Source organism: Vibrio sp. Vb1554 (assembly GCF_033344235.1).
Map to the genome: position 1 here is coordinate 1 of NZ_JAWPOJ010000134.1, position 1,606 is coordinate 1,606.

The window sequence follows — 1,606 nt, forward strand, 5'->3', positions numbered from 1 at the left end:
CCGACTCGGCTACTCTGTATTCTTTCTATTTTTGGATAAAAATTGATGTCGACTAAAGAGTTACTGTTTTCGTTTCACGGACGTATCGATCGCAAAACCTATTGGATTTGGAATGTGATTTACTACATTTCGATTATAGGTTTTGGTGCGGGTATCAGTAAGTTGTTTCCTGCGTTTTCTTACCTGTTACTGCCAATATTCTTGTTGGTACTGCTCATTCCTGATTTGGCTATTACGACAAAGAGATGGCATGACCGCGACAAGTCGATCTACTGGTTAGGCTTGAATATTCCTTTGGTGATTGGTCGCATCGCAACGCCGATGACAAGCCCAATGGCGCAAGAACCTTCAACGCCACAGCTGTTCATTGCTTCGATTTCATTAATTTGTGGGCTTTGGATTTTGATTGAGTGTGGTTTTTTGAAAGGCACATCAGGCCCGAATAAATACGGTCCTGAGCCACAGTGATTTATGAATGTGGGAGTCTGCCTAAGGTGTGACTCTCACATCAGTAGAAATCGTTTCTGTTGAAGGCGACTACGTTGTCTGTTTTAACCGACGTCGCTTTTCCTTGTAATGCTTCTCTGAACTTCGTGACTTGTTTTTGTAGTTCATTCATTAGCACGACGTTGGTGTGATGAGGGTTTTTACAGTTGAGAATAACGCGATCAATATGGCTTTGCTGAGCCCATAAGCGTGGTTGCATCGTTTCTGATGCGCTTTCTATCATTTCTTTTGCCATCTCGTGGCGAAATTGTTCAAAGCCTTCTGGATCGCTTTCGGCCATCTGAACCAGTTCATCAAATGAGGGCAATACTTGCGTTACGTGAGTATGTAGAGTTCTCATCCCTTTCTCCAAATCCATATGGATACTCGTGTTCAATACTACAAGCGTACACCACAGGAATCAGAGTAAAGGATGAATCATTGGCCTGTCTCATTTATAAGAGAGAGCGAAAGGGCCGAAATCTAAGCGCGGATTCGGTAAACGCAGCGACGTTGACCGCTAATGATATGCTCGGTACGCTCGACGGTCGTGTCGTCTCCGAGTAAGGACTGGAACACACTCAGTTCAGATTTGCATAAACTAGGGCAACGCGTGGCGGCTTTACAAATCGGGCAGTGATTCTCGATCAAGATAAACCCGTGCTCATCTTGTTCAAGCTCTGCCATGTAGCCTTCTTTTTCGCGTAGAGAAACCAAAGTCTCCAGTTTGCTTTCTAAAGACTCACATTGGTCGAGGTGCTGGCGATAGTTTTGTAAAGTCAGTTTTTCGCGCTCGGAGGTAACTTTGTCGAGGCCATCTTTACCGAAGATGTGTTCCACGGCTTCGATAAATTGGATGGTGAGTTCGCCATGACGATCGGCGAATTGCTCATGTCCCTTCTGGGTTAAAGACCAATGGCGAGTAGGGCGTCCGACTTTGACTTTTACATCGTGAATCGACAGGATGCCATCATCTTCTAAACCTTGCAGGTGCTGGCGAGCACCCATGGTTGTCATCCCAAGCTCAGAAGAGAGTTGTTTTGCAGTGACAGACCCGTCACGCTTAACGATTTGCAATATCCTATCTACGGTCTTCATATTCCCACCATTTGTATTCCCG

3 protein-coding genes are annotated in these 1,606 nt (G+C 45.2%); 1 reads left to right on the forward strand and 2 read right to left on the reverse strand.

The window, feature by feature from the left end; all coding sequences use genetic code 11:
- Positions 1-45: 45 nt before the first annotated feature.
- Positions 46-468: a DUF805 domain-containing protein gene (locus R8N28_RS24295; protein ID WP_005458874.1), complete on the forward strand. Its 423-nt coding sequence runs from the start codon at positions 46-48 to the stop codon at positions 466-468.
- Between the two features lie 40 nt (positions 469-508).
- Here the strand turns inward: R8N28_RS24295 and R8N28_RS24300 are convergent, their stop codons facing one another.
- Both R8N28_RS24300 and R8N28_RS24305 read right to left on the reverse strand, forming a co-directional pair.
- The gene (locus R8N28_RS24300) at positions 509-865 is read right to left on the reverse strand and encodes a DUF3135 domain-containing protein (RefSeq protein ID WP_318183556.1); all 357 of its coding nucleotides are present in this window, start codon (positions 863-865) and stop codon (positions 509-511) included.
- 104 nt (positions 866-969) lie between these two features.
- Entirely contained in the window at positions 970-1,584 is a 615-nt protein-coding gene (locus R8N28_RS24305) for a helix-turn-helix transcriptional regulator (protein WP_017448999.1), read from the reverse strand.
- Positions 1,585-1,606: the final 22 nt, after the last annotated feature.